We start from the raw sequence: 21,485 nt of genomic DNA on the forward strand, positions 1-21,485 counted from the left end.
GATGCAAAAAGGGATGGCCTAGACAAATGCTAGGTCATCCCTTTCACTTTTTTTAGCGGGTATCCAGACGCAATTATGCCGAGGCATAATTGATTATTTATTGGTTAATACGGAATTCTTCTTCAACAAATTTGCCGTAGTGACGAGTCTTTTTAATATTTTCGGTAATAACAAGGATGCCTAAAACGACAAGAATTGCTACAATAATAAATGTATATATTCCAGGGAATAAATAGGCTTGATTTACACCAAATACAAGAATAAATACGCCGAAACTTACGTTTGCTTTACTTTTGTACCAATTTTTAGCGATAGGTAATGGAGAACGGAACTGTTTTGTTTTAAAATAAAAATAAATAGCAAATGATATGATAATTGCAAACACAAAAATTAAATTGAGCATAGTAAACCTCCTAGCATAACTAGACTATATTGTAACGATTATTGAAGAAAAATGCTAACGGTTATTACTATCATTTTGGAGGAAATTATTTTGAAAAGACAAATCATCGACACAATTGCTTCATATGAGACAATCGTTATTCATCGCCATGTGCGTCCAGATCCTGACGCTTATGGATCTCAGCTAGGGTTAAAAGAGCTTATTTTAGCAAATTATCCTGAAAAGAAGGTTTTTGCAGCAGGTGAGCATGATGAATCTTTATCATTTTTAGCAAAGCCAGATTACATTACGGATGATGTATACAACAACGCTTTAGTGATTGTGACAGATACTGCAAATACAGAACGTGTAGACGATCAACGCTATACAAAAGGGAAAATGGTCATTAAAATAGATCACCATCCAAATGATGATGCATATGGTGATTTACTGTGGGTGGATACGACTGCAAGCTCTTGTAGTGAAATGATTTATGAGCTTTTTGAGGAAGGAAAAGAAGTAGCAAACTGGACTCTATCTGATGCAGCCGCTAGATTATTATTTGCTGGTATTGTAGGAGATACAGGACGCTTCCAATATCCTAGCACGACAGTAAAAACATTTAAGGTTGCTGGGGAACTTATTACTTATGATTTTGATCGAAATCAAATTTTCGATGGAATGTATGAAATGGATCGAAAGCTTTTAAATTTACAAGGCTATATTTATCAAAACTTCAAAATAGATGAGCATGGAGCGGCGTATATTAAGCTGACAAAGGAATTGCTAGCTGAATACAATGCGGTACCGTCAGAAGCGTCACTGTTAGTCGGCTGTCTTGGAAGTGTGAAAGGTATTTGTGCATGGGTAATCCTCATTGAAGAGGCCGATCAGATTCGCGTACGTCTACGCTCAAAAGGTCCTGTTATTAACACTTTAGCGAAGGAATTTAATGGTGGGGGACACCCGCTTGCTTCTGGTGCAACAGCTTACTCATGGGAAGAAGCAGACCGTGTTATAACGAGATTACAGGAAATTTGTAAGGCTTATCAATAAAGAGACGATTGTTTTACTTAATAATTCTTTGAAACCTAGAAAGGAAGGGATTCATTTGACACATGTATACACAAAAATGCATACGAGCGCGGATTTATTGAAAAGCACGATTCGGCTTGAACAATTGATCCCTTTTTTACAAGAGCAAAATACGCAGGCCTGTGCAATCGTCAACTCAAAATTGTACGGGCTTTTGCCTTTTAGTAAAGCATTGAGACAAGCAAATATTCATGCGGTATTAGGGCTTTCGATAAATGTACAGTGGCACGAGAGAAAGGTACCACTTGTGCTGTATGCTCAAACACAAGAAGGCTATCAACATCTTTTAAAGATTAGTAGTGCAGTGTCGATTCGGGAGGATGATGCACTTCCTTGGAAATGGCTAGAAGGGTATGCAGCAGGCTGTGTTGCACTACTTTCTTCGGATGATTTAGCGGAAGTTGAGGATTGGACTGAAGTAGTAAGTGCTTTAAACAGGGTATTCGGTAAGCATTTATTTATGGGGATAGCAAGGCCGGCAGGAGTGATAGCGGAAAAAGAAGAAACGTATGTAGCATTGTGTGAAACGATGAACATAGCGATAGTTGCCTCACAGAGCTGTTATTTTTTACGTCCAGAAGATCATTTTGCCTTCGAGGTTGCAAGAGCAATTGATACAGGTGAAAAGCTCACAGGTACAAGGTTATCCGTCAATTTACAAAGTTATTTCGCTCCAACAGAGGAAGAATGGCGAAGTTGGTTTGCGGATCATCCAGAATGGCTTGAAGCTAGTGCAACGATGCTAGCTAGCTGTACTGCGGAAATCCCTGAAATGCACGTACAAATGCCTAAATTCCCTGTACCAACAGGTGAAACAGCCGAAAGTTTGCTTGCTAAAGAAGTATTTGCAGGATTAGCAGAGCGTTTCAAACAAACTGAAATCCCGCATGTTTATCGGGAGCGACTTCAATACGAGCTTGAAATTATTTGTTCAATGGGCTTTGCTGATTATTTTTTAATTGTTGCAGATTTTATGCATTTTGCTAAAGAAAACCGTATTTTAACTGGTCCAGGTCGTGGTTCATCAGCAAGTTCCCTTGTAGCATATAGTTTATCCATTACACAAGTAGATCCACTAGTTTACGGCTTATTATTTGAACGCTTTTTAAACCCTGAACGTGTCACGCTGCCAGATATAGATATTGATTTTGTCGACAGTAAAAGACAAAAAGTCATCCACTATGTTGCTCAAAAATATGGAAAGGCAAATGTGGCGCAAATTATTACGTTTGGCACTTTATCTGCGAAGGCTGTTGCTAGAGATGTTGCTCGTGTTTTTGGTTTTGACGCTGAAATATTGGAAAAAATATCAAAAATGATTCCAAATAAACCTGGGATAACATTGCAAAGAGCGGTGGACGAATCACAAAGCTTGCAGGGTTGGCTAGCAGAGGATGAGAAGTATCGTCGCTGGTTAGAGGTGGCGTTAAAATTAGAAGGATTGCCAAGGAATTCTTCTACCCATGCAGCTGGGATTGTGCTGGCACCATCACCACTAGTCAATACAATACCGATTGAAGAGGGGCATGACGGAATATATTGTACGCAATGGCCGATGGGAGATGTAGAAGCTTGTGGCCTTGTTAAAATGGATTTTTTAGGTTTGCGCAATCTGACAATATTAGAGCAGGTACGTTGGTCAATTTATAAAGCAGGTGGCCCGTGGATAGAGTTTGAGCTTATTCCAATGCAAGATGAAAAGACATTTCAGCTTCTACAAAAGGGAGATACATTAGGTATTTTTCAATTAGAATCTGAAGGTATGAAGCAAGCTTTACGTGATATACATCCAACCCATTTTTTAGATATAGTGGCAGTCAATGCGTTGTATCGCCCTGGCCCAATGGATTTTATTCCTATCTATGCAAGACGGAAAGCGGGTAAGGAGCCTACAAATATGCTACATCCAGCTTTAGAGCCTATTTTACGGGAGACATTTGGTGTCATAGTTTATCAAGAGCAGATCATGCAAATTGCTTCGGTGATGGCGGGCTTTACGATGGGACAAGCGGATTTATTGCGTCGAGCGGTAAGCAAGAAAAATCGTCAAGTATTAGAAGAGCAACGTGCGGCATTTGTTAATGGAGCAATAAAGCAAGGCTTTGACATTCAAGTGGCTGAAGAAGTGTATGCACTAATTGTACGCTTTGCAGACTATGGTTTCCCTAAAAGTCATGCTGTCGCATATAGTGTTATTTCCTATCAAATGGCATATTTAAAGGCACACTTCCCACTAAGTTTTTATGCGGCACTATTATCAAATGCAACAGGAAATGTGGAAAAAATTCAGCAGTTTGTGAGTGAGGCAAAAGAGAAAGGGATTCCGTTTTACCCACCTTCGCTCAAACGGAGTACGAAATTTTTTACTGTAGAAAAGGATGGAGTTCGCTATAGCCTTTCTGGAATAAAGGGTGTACCTTATACATTTATAGAGACAGTTAGTGCATTACGCCAAACGAATGCAGAAGCATTTGATAATTTATTTGACTTGGCAGTTGCCTTGAGTGCACAGCATTTTAAACCAAAAATCATGGAGTTTTTAATTTTCGCTGGGGCTCTCGATTATTTAATGAAAGATCGTGCGGTACTGTTAGCAACAGTGGAGGCTGCCCAGAAGCATGCTGAGTTGCTTAGACCAACTGAGGATATTGATATTGCATCGGCTACTGCCTTTAGCTTTGGTAAGCCAAAGTATATGGAAGCGGAAGCGATGCCCCAAAAGGAAAAATTACTGCATGAGAAGGAAAGTCTTGGCTTTTATATATCAGCACATCCAGTCACTGAGGAAAGAACTTTTTGGAATGAAGTAAATATGACGTGCCGAGAGATAAAGCGTGAACGAGAGGGAACGTATGTTAAAATGATTGGCATGATAGAAGAAGTGAAAAAAATTCGGACTAAAAAAGGTGAGCAAATGGCTTTTGTTCAGCTTCAGGATGAATTTGGAACGGTATCTGTTACTTTATTCCCTCAAGTATTTCAGCTTGTTCAAGAGTTTCTGCTTGAGGATGAATTGATTTATCTTGAAGGAACGTTAGAAAGACGTTTTGGTAAGTCGCAGATTAAAGTAAAACATGCGCAAGCGACGAAAAAACTAGGGAATTAAAGAATATTTTAGAAGCTGCATAGATTTTTTATGCAGTTTTTTCTTTACTTTTTAATAATTATTTTGTAAGCTAGAATCAACGTCAAAAAGTGGTCAGACCACTTTTTTTATAAGAGGAGTTGATCGTATGGATAAAAAAACTGAACAAAAGAAAGTGTTTTTAGAAATCGTCCAACAATTACGTCAACTTATTAAAATGGAAAAAATTCAGGCTGGTGAAAAATTACCTTCCGAACGAGTCCTTTCTGAGCGTTTAGGCGTCGGGCGATCCTCTGTGAGAGAGGCGTTGCGTAGCTTAGAGTTATTAGGTCTTATTGAAACGAGACATGGTGGAGGTACTTTTCTAGCTTCAACACATAAACATCAGCTTGTAGAAATACTGTCGATGTTTATATTAGAAGATGAAAAATCGAAAAAGGATGTCGAATTAACGCGACAAATTCATGAAAAGGAAGCAATTCGCGTAATAAGTTGTACAGAGACTCTGCAAACACTACCTGTGTGGGACAGTTTTTTTGTAAAGCTAGAGATAGAAGGAACGATTAATTGTCTGGATGTTTTACGAGAAATATTAATTACGTCAGGAAATCGTCTTTCATTGAAAATCTGGTTTCAATTAGCAGCTTATGATGGCGACCGTTTAAATCGAAACTCAACTGAAGATGAAAAGTTACAAATTCAAACAATGTTGAAATCGATGCAGCTTGGCTATGAAAGAGAAGCATTAAAGGCCTACGAGCAGTGGATGAAGAATGTACAAAGTATTTAGACAACAAAGGGGGAGTCGAACATGGCGATACGCAGCTTATTTAGCAAAAAGAAAGAAGACGGACAAGAGAAGGGATTTCCTGAAGGACTTATGACAAAATGTTCAGAATGCCGTCATATTCAATTAACGAAGGAATTAGAAAAAAATCATAAAGTATGTACAAAATGCAGCCATCATTTCAAAATGACTGCACAGGAGCGTGTAACATATTTCTTAGATGAAGGTTCATTTGTGTCAATGGATGACCATTTACAAACTTGTAATCCGCTTAATTTCCCTGCTTATGTTGAAAAAATTTCAGCTGATCAACAAAAAACGGGATTAAACGAAGCTGTTCTGACAGGATTAGGTACACTTGATGGAGAAGAAATTGTAGTAGCAATTATGGATTCTCATTTCCGCATGGGTTCTATGGGCTCGGTTGTCGGAGAAAAAATCACGCGTGCTGTTGAAAAAGCTACTGAATTACGTGTTCCGTTTATTATCTTTACTGCAAGTGGTGGAGCGCGCATGCAAGAAGGCGTACTATCTTTAATGCAAATGGCAAAAACGAGTGTGGCATTAAAACGTCATAGCAATGAAGGACTATTGTTTATTTCAATACTAACGCATCCTACAACAGGTGGTGTTTCTGCAAGTTTCGCCTCTGTTGGAGATATTAATATTGCAGAACCACAAGCATTGATTGGCTTTGCTGGCCGTCGTGTAATTGAAGAAACAGTGAGAGAAAAATTACCAAGTGATTTCCAAACGGCGGAATTTTTACTAGAGCATGGTCAGCTTGATGCAATCTTCCATCGAAAAGATTTACGAGACCAAGTAGCAGTGCTTGTTAAAATGCATACGAAAGGCGGCGTGCAACATGTCTAAAAATTTAGCTTTTGAAGAACCAGTAGTACAATTACGTGAAAAGATCGATGAGTTAAAAAAAATTGCTACCGAAGCGGAAGTAGATATGACAGGTGAAATCGAAAAGCTTGAAACACGCCTAATACAGTTAGAAGAATCTATTTATGCCAATATGAAGCCATGGGATCGTGTACAGGTTGCAAGACATCCTGAACGCCCAACAACATTACAGTATATAGAAGCTATGTGCGAAAACTTTATAGAGTTACATGGAGACCGTACGTTTGGTGATGATGCGGCTATTCTTGGAGGAATTGCTCTCTTTGAAGGACAGCCAGTAACAATTATTGGACATCAACGAGGAAAATCAACTAAAGAAAACATTCGTCGTAATTTTGGTATGCCACATCCTGAAGGATATCGTAAGGCATTACGCTTAATGAAGCAGGCTGAGAAATTTAAGCGCCCAATTATTTGTTTTATTGATACGAAAGGTGCTTATCCGGGTAAGGCTGCCGAGGAACGCGGTCAAAGTGAAGCAATCGCCAGAAATCTAGTCGAAATGGCGGGTCTAACAGTACCAGTTATAAGCATAGTTATTGGGGAAGGCGGAAGCGGTGGTGCACTTGCATTAGGTGTAGCGAATCGTGTCTTTATGTTAGAAAACTCAACGTATTCGGTTATTTCGCCAGAAGGGGCTGCGTCGATTTTATGGCGTGATGGTAGCTTAGCGAAGCAAGCAGCAGAAGCTATGCGTATAACAGCACCTGACTTAAAAGAGCTTGGCGTTATAGATGGAATTATCCCTGAGATTACAGGTGGTGCACATCGCAATGTAGCGAAGCAAGCACTTTATTTAAAAGAATGTATAAGCGACACGCTAAAAGCATTAAATTCTTTAAATGGCGAACAATTAATAGAAGACCGTTATGAGAAATTTAAAAAGATCGGACAATATACTGAAGCGTAAATTCATACATTTTTTGATTTTTCATCAATAGTGGTCGGTAACAAAGGAGAAAAGGTTTTGCCGCTTAGGTGATTGAAGTAGAAATTGGGCGAATCCTTGAGGATCAGCGGTCACTAATGAGACTTTGGCGTAAGCGATGTATAGGAACGAAGGCTAAAAAATATCACCTCTTGTGATAATGCCTTCGAGACCAACATCATGTTGTCGCTTCGCTTTCGCACAGGAAACATTTGTTTCTTCCACTAAAACACAGACAAAAAGGAAATCTATCCCTATGTTATTGTAATGAACCTAATTTGTATCTTAGTTAGATAAAAATCCTAATGATGGAAGAAGAAAACACGCAAAAAACAATGCTAGATTTCTTGAAAAAATGTTAGATTTCGGCTGTTTTTTGCTGAAAAGAGTGTGTGAAAGCGCATTCTTTTTATTTTTTTGTAAAAGTTATGTTTTTGTAGCCTCAGAACACTTACATAGTTTGTTTTTTCGTGTTAATGTGAATAATAATAGTACTGCAGGAGGTCGACAATGAAAAAAATTGCCGTATTAACAAGTGGTGGAGATGCGCCAGGGATGAATGCAGCTGTTCGTGCAGTCGTTCGTAAGGCAGCTTATCATGGAATTGATGTTGTCGGAATTAAGCATGGGTATGAAGGCTTAATAAAAGGTTACATGGAAAATCTCGATTTAGGCTCAGTAGGTGGCATTATTCAACGTGGTGGAACACAGTTATTTTCAGCAAGATGTCCTGAATTTAAAGAAGACGCTGTTCAACAGCGAGGCATTGACAATATGCGTGAAGCTGGGATTGAAGGGCTAGTTGTTATTGGCGGCGATGGTTCTTACCGTGGTGCTATGGATTTAGTGAAAAAAGGTTTTCCTGCTGTTGGCGTTCCAGGAACAATCGATAATGATGTTCCAGGAACCGAATATACTATAGGATTCGATACAGCACTAAATACAGTTGTGGAATCGATTGATAAAATTCGCGATACAGCAACTTCCCATGAAAATTCCTTTATAGTTGAGGTAATGGGGCGAGATGCAGGAGATATTGCATTATGGGCAGGTCTTGCAGCTGGTGCTGAAACAGTTTTAATTCCAGAAGAAGATTATAATTTGGATGACATTGTGGCACGCTTAGATCGTGGTGCCGCGCGTGGGAAAAAGCATAGCATTATTATTGTCGCTGAAGGTGTTATGTCAGGTAGTGATTTGGCAAAACTGTTAAAAGACAAAACAGGAAAAGAGATTCGTGTTTCTGTTCTTGGACATATCCAGCGTGGCGGTTCACCTACTGCACGCGATCGTGTTCTGGCAAGTCAGTTCGGTGCTCATGCAGTTGAGTTATTAATGGAAGGAAAAACTGGAAGAGCGGTAGGTATCCGCAACCATCAAGTTATTGACTATGATATGCCTGAAGCTTTTGAAAAAAATCATGAGTCAGATGTAAGCTTGTATACTTTAATGAAAGAACTATCTATATAATTTGTTATAAAACGGAGTGGGCAGAAAATGAGAAAAACAAAAATCGTATGTACAATTGGTCCGGCAAGTGAGTCACCAGAAACTTTAGAGAAACTAATTGAAGCAGGTATGAATGTTGCCCGCTTAAATTTTTCACATGGTTCTCATGAAGAGCATGAAGGACGTATTAGTTTAATTCGCGAAGTAGCACAGAAATTAGGTAAACCAGTTGGTATTTTACTCGACACAAAAGGTCCAGAAATTCGTACGCATAATATGAAAAACGGGGAATTACATTTAGCTACAGGGCAAGTGATTGATATTTCAATGACTGAAGTTGAAGGGACAGAAAAATGCTTCTCTGTAACATATGATCGTTTAATCGAGGATGTTGAGCAAAATTCAATTATTTTATTAGATGATGGACTTATTCAATTACGTGTATTAGCAACAGATATGGAAAAAGGCCTTATCCATACAATTGTTGAAAATGCAGGTGTCTTAAAAAATAAAAAGGGTGTTAACGTGCCAGGCGTTTCTGTACAACTTCCGGGAATTACAGAAAAAGATGCACAGGACATTCTATTCGGTATTAAGCAAGGTGTAGATTTTATTGCAGCTTCATTTGTTCGTCGAGCAAAGGATGTACTAGAGATTCGAGAATTACTTGAACAAAATGGTGGTAGCCATATTCAAATCATCCCGAAAATCGAGAACCAAGAGGGTGTCGATAATATCGATGAAATCATCTTAGTTTCAGATGGATTAATGGTGGCACGTGGTGACCTTGGTGTAGAAATCCCAGCAGAAGAAGTACCACTTGTACAAAAGAAATTAATTTTAAAATGTAACCAAGTAGGTAAACCAGTAATTACAGCTACACAAATGTTAGATTCGATGCAGCGTAATCCACGTCCGACACGAGCAGAGGCAAGTGACGTAGCAAACGCAATTATCGATGGTACAGATGCAATTATGCTGTCTGGTGAAACTGCGGCGGGGCTTTATCCAGTAGAGTCCGTACAAACAATGAATAAAATCGCACAGCGCACAGAAAATTCATTAGATTATAAGGCGATCGTTTCTACACGTAGTCGTGAAAAAGAGGCAAATATGACTGAGGCAATTTCTCAGGCAGTAGCTTACACTTCGATTAACTTAGGTGTAAAAGCAGTATTAGCACCAACAGAAAGTGGTAACACTGCTAAAATGATTGCTAAATATCGCCCAGGTGTACCGATTGTCGCTGTAACAGGCTCTATCAATACAGCTAACGCATTAACACTAGTTTGGGGTGTATACCCAGTTGTTTGTCAACGTGTTACAACAACAGATGAAATTTTAGAGCTAGCTGTTGACGAAAGCTTGAAGCATGGCTTTGTAACGCACGGTGATGCAGTTGTCATTACAGCAGGTGTACCGGTAGGTGAAGCAGGTACTACTAACTTAATGAAGGTACACATTATCGGAGATTTGCTAGCTCGTGGTCAAGGAATCGGTAAAGCTTCAGTTGTAGGTAAAACAGTTGTTGCAAAAAATGCCGCTGAGGCACTAGCATATGATACAGACGGATGCATTTTAGTAACGGTTGGTTCAGATCGTGATATGATGCCAGTGATTGAAAACTGTATTGGTCTGATTACAGAGGAGGGTGGACTTACAAGTCATGCAGCGGTTGTAGGACTAAGCCTTGGTATCCCTGTTATCGTCGGTGTAAAAGAAGCCACTACATTGATTCGCCACGATCAAGAAATTACGATGGATGCTGAAACAGGAGTTATTTACAAAGGGCATGCAAGTGTTCTTTAAACCATAACAAAAAGCTCTAGTACGGATGATTGTACTAGAGCTTTTCTTATGAAAAAAGATATTTTCATTTGAATCAATTATGCCTCAGCGTAAGTGTGTCCGGATTCGGCTTTGTGCTTACACAAAGAACTCCTTTCCGAACCGTGAGATCCGCCATAATAGATGTTTCTTGCGTGAAAAATAGTTTTTTCCCCTTCATGGAATGGGGATTTTACTATAATGAAAGTATAGCCTAGACGTCTCTTATTAGGGCTCGTTGTTTTTTAAGGGAACTAAATTGGCTATAATAACGTATTAAAGGTATAGCTTTTTTAGATAGAAAGGAGAAAAATATGAGAAAAATTTTTCTTGGTTTCATTGTCTACGTATTGGCCGAATTGGCGTTATTAATAGTGATTGGTCAAAATATTGGTGTTTTAAATACTTTATTACTTATAGTTGCTACGAGTATTATAGGTATTTATGTAGTGAAAAATAAAGGTATGAATTCTGTACAAAAGGTAAAAAATACGATAGCACGTGGAGAGGCTCCGGGTCCAGCTTTGATTGACACAGTGTTAAATTTTAGCGGTGGTGTACTTCTAGCATTACCAGGTTTTTTAACGGATCTTATTGGTTTATTGCTGCTTATGCCTTTTACTCGTAAAATGTTCCAACCAATCTTTTATTATTGGATGCGTAAAAAAATGAAAAAAGGTCAATTCATCATCGTTCAAAAATAGCATTTTCCTTTAGTTTAACCGCCAAAAATAAAAATATAGGGCTAAGTAAAATGCCGTAAAAACCAAATAATAAGATAGAGGCGGCACTGATGAAAAAGGTGTGGAATGTTCGCAATTGCAGTGTATTTGACCAAAGCATGGATTCAGCTAGCTGCCTTGTTAATTGAACAAATAGATACAAAATTAAAATAGCCACACATAAAAAGGTATTCCCCTTTAAGTAAAAATAAAAGCTCATGGGTACTAGAAATACTCCGATGCCGAAGAAAGGGAGTATATCTGCGAAAGCTACTATAAAAGCTTTAATAATGGCTTGTTCAAATTGGAGAATCATAAACCCCGCACAAAGAATGAGCAGTGTGATTGTGAATAGCTGAAACTCCACGAACAAAAAGTAATGAAATAGTTGCATAATCTTCGAAAAATGTGACTGCCATTCATTGCGGAATTTTTTTGGCACATATTGAAAGAACCAATAACGGGATTTGCGAGTTTCTAATAGGGCAAAGTAGTAAGCGATAAGGAATATAAATACTTCAATGACATGCTTCATAAATAATTGAAAGATATTAGCAATATACACTAAGATTGAATCGAAAATAGACAATGATTTTTCCTTTAAAACTTGGATGAACATTGATTCATATTCATTGAAAAGTGGGAAATTTTGTAGTGTTTCTCGGATTTCAGGGAAGATCAGAATAATGCTGTTTATAGATATGATAGCGAGAAGAAAAATGCAAGTTAGTATGAGTGCTTCTACGATGATTGCTGCAAGCCAATAGGCAAGCCTACAATAAGAGTGAAGAAATTTTATGATAGGATACGTAGAAAAAGATAAGAAAATTGCAAGAGATACAGGCAATACGAACCATAGTATTACCAAATAAAAAATAAAAAACAACACACTAGTAGTTCTTTCGTATGAAAAATATTTAATATTCCTCATTTTTACAATTTCACCCCGTTTCAAATGATGAATTAATGTTAAAAAATACAAAATAATCTCTTTGGAACGTTTAAATAATCGATAAAACACCTTTTTCTTTATTCGGAGGATTTTCATTCACAAAGATGTCAAAAATGATTATAATAGCAATGTAAGCGATTTACTTAATGGTTCATATGAGCAAAAAACGTAAATGTGACCTACAAAAAGCATTTACACACCCAAAAATATAACTATGAGGGAGCGATATTTTATGTCAGCAACTAAAGGTTTAGAAGGTATCGTAGCAGCGGAATCTAAAATCAGTTCAATTATCGATGACACACTTACATATGTTGGTTACAACATTGATGATTTAGCAGTGAACGCGTCATTTGAAGAGGTAATTTATTTATTATGGCATACTCGTTTACCAAAAGCGGACGAGCTAGCTGAATTAAAACAACAATTAGCAGACAACATGACTATTCCGCAAGCAATTGTAGACCAATTCAAAACTTACCCACTTTCAACTGTACATCCAATGGCTGCACTACGTACTGCAGTATCTTTACTTGGTGTATTCGATGAAGAGGCAGATGTTATGGATACGGAAGCTAACTACCGTAAAGCTATCCGTTTACAAGCTAAAATTGCTACAGTAGTTACTGCATTTGCACGTGTTCGTAAAGGTTTAGAGCCAGTTGCTCCAAAACCAGAATTAGGATATGCAGCAAACTTCTTATACATGCTTAAAGGTGAAGAACCAGCGGCAATTGAAGTTGAAGCATTCGACAAAGCGTTAGTATTACATGCTGACCATGAATTAAATGCATCAACATTCACAGCACGTGTATGTGTAGCTACATTATCAGATGTTTATTCTGGTGTAACTTCAGCTATCGGCGCATTAAAAGGACCACTTCATGGTGGTGCAAATGAGCAAGTTATGAAAATGTTAACTGAAATCGGCTCACTTGAAAACGTTGAATCTTATATTCAAAATAAATTAGATAACAAAGAAAAAATCATGGGCTTCGGTCACCGCGTATACCGCAAAGGCGACCCACGTGCACCACACTTACGTGTAATGTCACAAAAATTAACTGAGCTTACTGGTAAACCAGAGCTTTATGAAATGTCAGTTAAAATCCATGACATGATCGTAGAACAAAAGAAATTACCTGCAAACGTAGACTTCTTCTCTGCGTCAGTGTATGATTCTTTAGGTATTGATCATGACCTATTCACACCAATTTTCGCAGTATCACGTACTTCTGGTTGGGTAGCTCATATTCTAGAGCAATATGCTAACAACCGCCTAATCCGTCCACGTGCAGAGTATGTTGGACCAGGCATGCAAAAATATGTTCCAATCAGCGAGCGCTAATTTGGAAACTATGCTAGAATATTTGGGACTGTGTTACTTATAACACAGTCCTATGATTATGAATTTAGGAGGCAACATCAATGTCAAACAAAATTGTAGTTGAAAATGGCGTACTTAATGTACCAAACAATCCAGTAATTCCTTTCATCGAAGGTGATGGAATTGGTCCAGATATTTGGGCTGCAGCATCTCGCGTTATCGACGCAGCAGTAGAAAAAGCTTACAACGCTGAAAAGAAAATCGAATGGTTAGAAGTTTTAGCTGGTGAAAAAGCATTCAACCAAACTGGTGAATGGTTACCACAAGAAACTTTAGACAAAATTAACGAATACTTAATCGCAATCAAAGGTCCTCTTACTACTCCAATCGGTGGTGGTATCCGTTCTCTAAACGTAGCATTACGTCAACAGTTAGACCTATATGTATGCTTACGTCCAGTACGTCACTTTGATGGAGTACCTTCTCCAGTTAAACGTCCAGAAGACGTTGAAATGGTTATCTTCCGCGAAAACACAGAAGACATCTACGCTGGTATTGAATTCGAATCTGGCTCTGAACAAGCACAAAAAATCATCAACTTCCTACAATCTGAATTTGGTGTTAACCAAATCCGCTTCCCAGAAACTTCTGGTATCGGTGTAAAACCTGTATCTAAAGAAGGTACTGAGCGTTTAGTACGTTCTGCGATCGAATACGCTATTAAACATAAACGCCCATCTGTTACTTTAGTACACAAAGGTAACATCATGAAATTCACTGAAGGTGGATTCAAAAAATGGGGTTATGAATTAGCTGAAAAAGAATTTGCTGATCAAACATTCACTTGGAACCAATATGATGCTATTAAAGCTGAACAAGGTGAAGAAGCAGCAAACAAAGCACAGTCTGACGCTTTAGCAGCTGGTAAAATCTTAGTTAAAGATTCTATCGCTGATATCTTCTTACAACAAATCTTAACTCGTCCAACTGAGTTCGATGTAGTAGCTACAATGAACTTAAACGGTGACTATATCTCTGACGCATTAGCTGCTCAAGTTGGTGGTATCGGTATCGCTCCAGGCGCAAACATTAACTATGTAACTGGACACGCGATCTTCGAAGCTACTCATGGTACAGCTCCAAAATATGCTGGTTTAGATAAAGTAAACCCATCTTCAGTTTTACTTTCAGGTGTATTAATGCTTGAACACTTAGGATGGCAAGAAGCAGCTGACATGATTACTAAATCTGTAGAGAAAACAATTTCTTCTAAAGTTGTAACTTATGACTTCGCTCGTTTAATGGACGGCGCTACAGAAGTAAAATGTTCAGAATTCGCGAATGAATTAATCAAAAACCTATAATTTTCTATTCTAAAATAGAAATTATAGTTAAAGCGGAAGTATATTCTGCCGATATAATTAGGGTGAAATGTAAATTTCTATTGACCTTAGCTTAATAAATTATTTACGATGAACTTGTTTAATCGAGGGAGGAGAATTTATTCTCCTCCCTCTTTTAATTTTTTTCAGCGGGTGTTTAAACACCCGCTGAAAGAAGCCTCCGGCGGATGTCACGGAATTATGCCGAGGCATAATTGATTAAATAACCTAATTTTAAAGGAGCGTATTCGAATGTCTCTGAAACGTAAAAAAATCTCAGTAATTGGTAGCGGTTTTACCGGCGCTACTGCAGCATTTTTAGCAGCTCAAAAAGAACTTGGTGATGTAGTATTGGTGGATATCCCTCAAGCTGAAAACCCAGCAAAAGGTAAAGCTTTAGATATGTGGGAAGCTGCACCGGTGCAGGGTTATGATTCTTATGTTAAAGGTACTTCTAATTATGCGGATACGGCTGATTCTGATGTAGTAATCATCACTGCTGGCGTTGCTCGTAAACCGGGTATGAGCCGTGATGATCTTGTTCAAATTAACCAAGATGTGATGAAAACTGTTTCCAAGGAAGTTGCGAAATACTCACCAAATGCAACAATCCTCGTACTTACGAACCCAGTAGATGCAATGACTTACACTGTATACAAAGAGACTGGTTTCCCTAAAAATCGTGTAATAGGTCAATCAGGTGTACTTGATACGGCTCGTTTCTGTGCGTTTGTTGCTGAAGAGCTTAATATTTCAGTAAAAGACATCACAGGTTTTGTTTTAGGTGGTCACGGTGATACAATGGTGCCACTTACTCGTTACTCATTTGCTGGTGGTATTCCATTAGAAACATTAATCCCAGCTGATCGTCTTGCAGAGATTGTTGATCGTACACGTAACGGTGGTGCTGAAATCGTTAACCTCCTTGGTAATGGTTCTGCATACTATGCTCCTTCAGCGGCACTTATTGAAATGGCGGAAGCTATCATTAAAGACCAAAAACGTATACTACCATCTATTGCATACTTAGAAGGCGAATATGGCTACAATGATTTATATCTAGGTGTTCCAACATTGCTTGGTGCAAATGGTGTAGAAAAAATCTTTGAGCTTGAATTGACAGACACTGAAAAAGCAGCTTTAGATAAATCGGCAGAAGCAGTTCGCAATGTTATGGAAATTTTAGCTTAATAAAAGCTTATGAAATCGAGTGGGATTCATTCCTACTCGATTTTTTTTTCGAGTATTGAGACATCAAAATGTAGGATGAATAGTGCGTCGAAATAAAATGTTCTTACAAAATACGGGATACCAGAAAATAGAGATGGATAGTATCTGGCAACAGGAAAACGGACACACAAATAGGGCGAAATGGAGAATATAAGTTTTAACACAAAATTAGGGATTATGGAGATATATTGGATCATCAATCCTTTTTTAGTTGTAATTTTAATTGAACCTTGAACCCAGATATATAAAATACTTCCTATCCCTAAAGTAATTAATTATGATTTCTTTAGTCATAATTGCTATTAATATAAGAAGAAGTCATTAATAGGGAGATTATAAATTTTAATTTTCATTACATTTATTTACACGAATTTAACGGCTACTACATATATGCTATACATACTACTTTTATAATAGGATTTGTTATTGGGAACGTTACCGGAAGCGTTACCGATAATAGGGCAGGGCATATTTAGGATAGTAAGGAGAGTTTTTTATGGCACCAAGCATTAAAACGATCGCGCAATCATTAGGAATATCCGTTTCAACTGTTTCCCGTGCGTTGAACAATCACCCAGACATTAATATTCAAACGAAGGAGCTTGTATTAGCGAAGGCGAAGGAGCTAAATTATACGCCAAATGCATTTGCGCGTGGCCTCATACACAAAAAGAGCTATACAGTTGGCCTCATGATTCCTGATATTACCGATCCCTTCTTTGCGGATATTGCAAGAGAAATCGAAAAGGTATTGTTTCCAGCAGGGTATCAAGTTGTATATGGAAGTACCGCTCGTGATGCGGAGAAAGAGAAGGAATTTATAAAAAATGCCGTATCGAGACAATTTGACGGTTTAATTCTGACACCCGATCATTTCGATGAACAGCTAATCGAACTACTACAAACACTCAAAATTCCGGTTGTATTTTTAAGAAGGCGGGGTGTACCACAGCTAAATATTCCCTATATAGATGTGGATCATTACAAGGCTGCTTGTGAAGCAGTGCAATATTTGATTGAGCTAGGGCATAAAGAAATCGGCTTTTTAAGTATGCCAGATACCTCCTTCACAGGACAAATGCGAAAGCAAGGATATGTGGATACACTAGCAAAAAATCGGCTAAATCCTTTGTTCGAAGAAGGTGGGCGTACGATTGAGGATGGTCGTGAAGGAATGCGTCAGTTGCTAAAAAAGCAGGAAGTTACTGCCGTATTTGCAGCAAATGATTTGTTAGGAATTGGCGCACTTGAATATTTAACCGTACATAATATTCGTATTCCTGAAGAAATATCAGTCATTGGATTCGATAATATCGAAATCTCAGCCTTACATTGGATTCAGCTAACGACAATGGATCAGCCCCGTAAGCAAATGGGGAAGCAAGTAGCAAATCTATTATTACAAACTATTCAGGCACTCGATAAAAACGAATCATTGCCCGAACAACCAGCATTAATAGAGGCAAACCTATTAAAAAGGCAAACATGCCAAAAATTATAATTGGGGGAACTATAAATGTTTAACATGAAAAAAGTGTTTAGCCGTACAGCGATGATTTTAGCGGCAGCTGTTGCATTGGCAGCATGTGGTGATGAAAACGATGCAGAGGTAACAAATACGTCCGCACAAAAAAATTCAAGTGAGCCAATTGTTGTCTATTCATCTTTAAACGAAGATGCAATGATGCGTATTGAGGAAAGCTTCGAAAAAACTACAGGTATTGAAATGGATTACTTACTATTTAACTCGGCTGGGGAAGCGAGCTCACGTATACAAGCGGAAGGAAAATCACCGCAAGCGGACGTATTAATTGGGGGCTCAGTAGAGTTTTATGAACCTTTAGCTGAAGCAGAGCTTTTAGCGCAATATGCATCGCCAAATGCGAAAGATTTAGATCCAATGTTTTTAAATGAGGATAACTATTTCCAAGGCTGGTATACAGGAGTATTAGCATATGTTTTAAATACGGAGCGCTTCGCTGAAACAGTTGGAGCAAAGGGTGTACAAGAGCCGACAAAATGGGAAGACATTACAGACCCAGCTTATAAGGACGAACTAATTTTACCGAACCCAGCGACAGTCGGAAGTGGTTACATTTACACAGCGACACAAATTTTCCGAAAAGGTGAAGACGAAGCGTTCAAATATTTTGAACAGGCAGCTGCAAACGTGCATCACTTCACAGCCTCTGGTGGAGATTCTATCAACCTAGTATCAACAGGAGAATTTACAATTGGTCTTCACTGGGCACATGACATTATTAAAGCAGCTGAAAAAGGCTACCCAATAAAAGCGATTATTCCAGAAGAAAATGCAATTGAAATTGGTGGCTCAGCAATTTTAGCTGGTACAGACCAAATGGATGAATCACAACAGTTTATCGACTGGTTACTTTCAGTGGAAGGACAAGAGCTAATTCGCAATGAAACCGCTCGTTACTCGGTACGTGATGACATCGCTCCGCCGGCAGGGGTACCAGCATTTTCAGAATTAAAGTTAATTGACTATGATCGTGCAAAGGCAACAGAAATGAAAGAGGATGTTTTATCGCGCTTTACGCCTTTAACAACGAAATAAACTAATTTTTTCAGCAACGGGGCTGTTTTGTATGAGCTTGTACAAGACAGCCTGCTATTAAAAGGAGAGCAAGTGAAATGAAGGAAAATATGCTGCAATTTAAAAAGAAGCTTCGCAATGAACCTTTGTTAATGGTATTAGTTTTCACCTTGCTAACGATTATGACCTTTCTAATTATTTACCCAATTGCGCGTGTCGTTATGGAAACGAACGGTGAAATTTTTTCGCAGCTTTGGACAAATGTGAGATGGAGAAATTCGTTAGTTAATACGGTATTTATTACGATCTTATCAACGCTTTCAAGCACGATTGTCGCCTTTATTTTTGCCTATACGATGGCGCGATTAGATGTACCTTGTAAAGGTTTGTTTCGAATCGTGACACTTTTACCAATCGTGTCACCGCCATTTATCGTGGCATTATCGTACATTTTATTATTCGGCAGACAAGGAATTATTACTAATCATCTTTTAGGCATTCCGCTTGATATTTATGGATGGATCGGTTTATGGGCTGTTCAAACAATTAGCTTTTTCCCGTATGCCTATGCGGTAATTTATGGTGTAGTTAAGGCAGCATCAATTCAAATGGAGTATGCTGCTTACAATTTAGGGGCAACGAAATTGCAAGTATTTACTGATGTCTTTTTAAAGCTCTGCCGACCAGGTATTGCGGGTGGTGCGCTAGTCGTGGCAATGAGTATTTTAGCGGACTTTGGTAACCCGATGATTATTGGTGGTAACTTTTCTGTACTTTCAACAGAGGCTTATGCGCAAATGACGGGCTGGTTCGATATTCCGGCAGCAGCAATGCTAGCAACAACAATGCTTGTACCAGCATTATCACTATTTTTAATCAATCGACTTTGGGTTGGAAAACGCTCTTATGTAACTGTTACGGGTAAGGATTCTTCACTACAGCCGTATCCGATTGCTACATGGGTAAAATGGATATTATTTAGCTTTTGTATGTTCGTCAGCGTTGTCGTTGTATTAATATATGGCACGCTCGCTTACGGTGCTTTTACAACAACTTGGGGCTATGATTGGTCTCTTACGCTGGACAATATGGCATACGTTGTAGGGAAGCAACAGGAAATTACAAATAGTATTGTGTATGCTGTTTGTGCAGCAGTTGGAGCGGCATTGCTATCAGTGTTAGTCGCATATTTAGTACAGCGTAAGCAGTTCGGTTTAAATAAATGGATGGATTTTTTAGCAGTACTGCCAGGTGCAATTCCAGGAGTATTTTTAAGTTTAGGCTTTGCATTTGCATTTGGCGGGGACATGTTCTCGTTAACCGGCACGTCATTCATTATTATTTTAGCGCTTATGATTTGGAATTTGCCGACATGCTATAGCGCGAATGCGGCAGCTCTACAACAAATCGGTCCTTCGATAGAGGAAGCATCGACCAATTTAGGCGCAACGGGTATTCAAACGTATTTTAAGGTACTGCTACCACTCGTGAGAACATCATTTATTTCAAGTATGGTACTTGCCTTTTTACGCTCCGTAACATGCTTAAGCGTCGTTATTTTTATCTATTCCTTAAAAACATCGGTGGGCACAATTACAATTATTGGATTATTAAGTAATGGACAATGGGGAGCAGCCTCAGCTGTCACAATTACGTTAATCGGCATTGCGATTTCAGTTTTACTTTTAACGAAGCTAGCTTTCCGATTACGCGGAAAAACATTTGAAATATAACGATAGGTGAGGAACGGAAATGACTAATATGATTGAAATTAAAAGCGTTACGAAGCGCTTCGGAAATTTTACAGCGATTGAAAACTTAAATTTATCGATTCCAAAGGGACAATTTATTACACTGCTTGGTCCATCGGGGTGCGGGAAGACAACTTTAATGCGAATGATTGCAGGATTTTATGAGGTCGATGGCGGTGAAATTTGTATTAATGGAAAATGTGTAAACCATTTGCCTGTGCATAAGCGCGATACGCCATTAGTATTCCAAGATTACGCACTTTTCCCTCATTTAACCGTAGAGGAAAATGTCGCATACGGCTTAAAAATAAAAAGATTTACTAAATCCGAAATGAAGGAGAAAATTCAGCAAATGCTATATATGTTCGGCTTAGTAGGGCTAGAGCATCGTTATCCAAGAGAGCTAAGTGGCGGTCAGCAGCAGCGTGTAGCCTTTGCACGAGCATTGGTACAAGGTCAGGAGGTGCTATTAATGGACGAGCCGCTTAGTAACTTAGATACAAAAATGCGTGTAGAGGTGCGAAATGAGCTACGTGAAATGCAGCAAAAAACGAATATTACAGCCATTTTTGTTACGCACGATCAAGAGGAGGCATTGTCGCTTTCAGATAAAATTGCTGTCTTTAATAAAGGTGAAATTTGCCAATTTGGTACACCATGGGAAATTTACAATACACCGGCTAATAAGTTCGTGGCCGATTTTGTCGGTGTTGCCAATTTTCACGAGGGAAAAATTACAGCAATAGACGACCAGCTTCATATTCGAACAACAACAGACATAATTACAATGCCAAAGCGTAGCAATAATTGGTCAGTGGGAGAAAAAGTGAGCTTAATGATTCGCCCAGAGCAAATGACTTTGCATAAGGATAGACAGCAGCAACATCAAGGAACATTGCATCTAAAAGGTCAAATTTGCAAGCATAGTTTTTTAGGTAGCTCTGTTCGCTACACTGTTCAAATTGAAGGGCAGAAATGGTTGATTGATGATGTAGCACCAACGCAATTTTACGAAGGAGAAGTATGCATAACATTAAATACGGACCGCATACATGTAATGAAGCATGAGGAAAAGGCGATTTAAACAGTTAGGAGTTTG

General features: G+C 38.6%; 17 protein-coding genes. 15 read left to right on the forward strand and 2 right to left on the reverse strand.

The features are described 5' to 3' along the window. Window positions 1-97 precede the first annotated feature (97 nt). The gene (locus ACB089_RS05780) at window positions 98-403 is read right to left on the reverse strand and encodes a YtpI family protein (protein WP_068983978.1); all 306 of its coding nucleotides are present in this window, start codon (window positions 401-403) and stop codon (window positions 98-100) included. Between the two features lie 90 nt (window positions 404-493). On the opposite strand from ACB089_RS05780, the gene ACB089_RS05785 reads away from it, so the two are divergent. The 8 genes from ACB089_RS05785 (at window position 494) to ACB089_RS05820 (ending at window position 11,169) form a co-directional block, all read left to right on the forward strand. Then, window positions 494-1,438, forward strand: a complete 945-nt coding sequence (locus ACB089_RS05785) for a bifunctional oligoribonuclease/PAP phosphatase NrnA (RefSeq protein WP_374965635.1) — start codon at window positions 494-496, stop codon at window positions 1,436-1,438. Between the two features lie 55 nt (window positions 1,439-1,493). Beyond that, window positions 1,494-4,583, forward strand: a complete 3,090-nt coding sequence (gene dnaE / locus ACB089_RS05790; RefSeq protein ID WP_374965636.1) for a DNA polymerase III subunit alpha — start codon at window positions 1,494-1,496, stop codon at window positions 4,581-4,583. Between the two features lie 127 nt (window positions 4,584-4,710). After that, window positions 4,711-5,352: a FadR/GntR family transcriptional regulator gene (locus tag ACB089_RS05795; RefSeq protein WP_068983975.1), complete on the forward strand. Its 642-nt coding sequence runs from the start codon at window positions 4,711-4,713 to the stop codon at window positions 5,350-5,352. A gap of 21 nt (window positions 5,353-5,373) precedes the next feature. Beyond that, complete coding sequence (gene accD, locus ACB089_RS05800; protein WP_374965637.1) at window positions 5,374-6,222, forward strand: acetyl-CoA carboxylase, carboxyltransferase subunit beta; 849 nt, start codon at window positions 5,374-5,376, stop codon at window positions 6,220-6,222. Next, the gene (locus ACB089_RS05805; RefSeq protein WP_068983973.1) at window positions 6,215-7,171 is read left to right on the forward strand and encodes an acetyl-CoA carboxylase carboxyltransferase subunit alpha; all 957 of its coding nucleotides are present in this window, start codon (window positions 6,215-6,217) and stop codon (window positions 7,169-7,171) included. Before accD ends, ACB089_RS05805 begins: the two co-directional genes overlap by 8 nt. Window positions 7,172-7,699: 528 nt before the next feature. After that, complete coding sequence (pfkA, locus tag ACB089_RS05810; RefSeq protein ID WP_368635626.1) at window positions 7,700-8,659, forward strand: 6-phosphofructokinase; 960 nt, start codon at window positions 7,700-7,702, stop codon at window positions 8,657-8,659. A gap of 27 nt (window positions 8,660-8,686) precedes the next feature. Then, window positions 8,687-10,447 carry a pyruvate kinase gene (pyk, locus tag ACB089_RS05815; RefSeq protein ID WP_368635627.1) on the forward strand — a complete coding sequence of 587 codons (1,761 nt, stop codon included), beginning with the start codon at window positions 8,687-8,689 and terminating at the stop codon, window positions 10,445-10,447. 332 nt (window positions 10,448-10,779) lie between these two features. Continuing rightward, a complete protein-coding gene (locus ACB089_RS05820; RefSeq protein ID WP_374965638.1) occupies window positions 10,780-11,169 on the forward strand; it encodes an FxsA family protein in 390 nt (129 codons plus the stop codon). Here the strand turns inward: ACB089_RS05820 and ACB089_RS05825 are convergent. Then, the gene (locus ACB089_RS05825; RefSeq protein WP_374965639.1) at window positions 11,153-12,118 is read right to left on the reverse strand and encodes an AI-2E family transporter; all 966 of its coding nucleotides are present in this window, start codon (window positions 12,116-12,118) and stop codon (window positions 11,153-11,155) included. The two genes, ACB089_RS05820 and ACB089_RS05825, sit on opposite strands and share 17 nt — an antisense overlap. A 253-nt stretch (window positions 12,119-12,371) precedes the next feature. Between ACB089_RS05825 and citZ the strand changes: the two genes are divergently transcribed. From citZ to ACB089_RS05860, 7 genes are all read left to right on the forward strand, one after another. After that, complete coding sequence (gene citZ, locus ACB089_RS05830) at window positions 12,372-13,487, forward strand: citrate synthase (protein ID WP_374965640.1); 1,116 nt, start codon at window positions 12,372-12,374, stop codon at window positions 13,485-13,487. Window positions 13,488-13,567: 80 nt separating this feature from the next. Then, window positions 13,568-14,830 (forward strand): NADP-dependent isocitrate dehydrogenase, encoded by a 1,263-nt coding sequence (icd, locus tag ACB089_RS05835; protein WP_374965641.1) that lies wholly within the window; start codon window positions 13,568-13,570, stop codon window positions 14,828-14,830. Window positions 14,831-15,100: 270 nt separating this feature from the next. Further along, window positions 15,101-16,039, forward strand: a complete 939-nt coding sequence (gene mdh, locus ACB089_RS05840) for a malate dehydrogenase (RefSeq protein WP_374965642.1) — start codon at window positions 15,101-15,103, stop codon at window positions 16,037-16,039. Window positions 16,040-16,574: 535 nt separating this feature from the next. Next, window positions 16,575-17,579, forward strand: a complete 1,005-nt coding sequence (locus tag ACB089_RS05845; protein ID WP_374965643.1) for a LacI family DNA-binding transcriptional regulator — start codon at window positions 16,575-16,577, stop codon at window positions 17,577-17,579. A 15-nt stretch (window positions 17,580-17,594) separates the two neighbouring features. After that, the gene (locus tag ACB089_RS05850; RefSeq protein WP_374965644.1) at window positions 17,595-18,656 is read left to right on the forward strand and encodes an ABC transporter substrate-binding protein; all 1,062 of its coding nucleotides are present in this window, start codon (window positions 17,595-17,597) and stop codon (window positions 18,654-18,656) included. A gap of 77 nt (window positions 18,657-18,733) precedes the next feature. Continuing rightward, complete coding sequence (locus ACB089_RS05855; RefSeq protein WP_374965645.1) at window positions 18,734-20,368, forward strand: ABC transporter permease; 1,635 nt, start codon at window positions 18,734-18,736, stop codon at window positions 20,366-20,368. 19 nt (window positions 20,369-20,387) lie between these two features. Next, a complete protein-coding gene (locus ACB089_RS05860) occupies window positions 20,388-21,470 on the forward strand; it encodes an ABC transporter ATP-binding protein (protein ID WP_374965646.1) in 1,083 nt (360 codons plus the stop codon). The last annotated feature ends 15 nt before the right edge of the window (window positions 21,471-21,485 follow it).

It is taken from the genome of Lysinibacillus sp. RS10, from assembly GCF_041956855.1.
GTDB lineage: Bacteria > Bacillota > Bacilli > Bacillales_A > Planococcaceae > Lysinibacillus > Lysinibacillus xylanilyticus_A.